The sequence below is a fragment of the Xanthomonas sp. SHU 308 genome, from assembly GCF_000364645.1.
In the GTDB taxonomy this organism is placed as follows: Bacteria; Pseudomonadota; Gammaproteobacteria; order Xanthomonadales; family Xanthomonadaceae; genus Xanthomonas_A; species Xanthomonas_A sontii.
In genome coordinates this window covers 1-518 of record NZ_AQOK01000888.1, presented here as the reverse complement: position 1 = coordinate 518, position 518 = coordinate 1, and the positions used below count along the sequence as shown (strand labels likewise).

The following is a 518-nucleotide window of genomic DNA, read 5'->3' as shown; positions in this document are numbered from 1 at the left end:
AACGACATCCCCGCAGTGAAGGCGCGCCTGCGCGGCAGCCGCCTGGACGCGCTGCAGGCGCTGGCGCAGCGCGCGCTGGAGTGCGAGAGCGCGGCGGACGTGCGCGCGCTCGACGGCGGAGCCGGCGCATGAGCGTCGATGCCGTCACCGTCACCCTGAATCCGGCGATCGACCTGACCGTGGCGATCGACCGGCTGCAACCGGGCCAGGTGCACCGTGCGCGCAGCGCCCATGCCATCGCCGGCGGCAAGGGCATCAACGTCGCCGCCTGCCTGGCCGACGCCGGGCTGCGCTGCGCCGCGCTCGGCGCGCTCGGCGCGGACAACGCGCAGGCGTTCGAGGCGCTGTTCGCCGAACGCGGCATCGACGACCGCTGCCTGCGCGTGCCCGGCGACACCCGCACCAACCTCAAGCTGGTCGCCGACGACAGCGGCGCCACCACCGACATCAACCTGCCCGGCCTGGCCCTGGACCAGGCGCAGCTCGACAGCGTCGGCGCGCGCCTGGCCGAGCTGCTA

Annotated in this window: 1 protein-coding gene; it reads left to right on the top strand. The window is 74.9% G+C overall.

What is annotated here, in order from left to right; all coding sequences use genetic code 11:
* Positions 1-128: 128 nt before the first annotated feature.
* Positions 129-518: PfkB family carbohydrate kinase (locus tag D588_RS0122875; RefSeq protein ID WP_017917643.1), on the top strand; the 390-nt coding region annotated here is incomplete at its 3' end.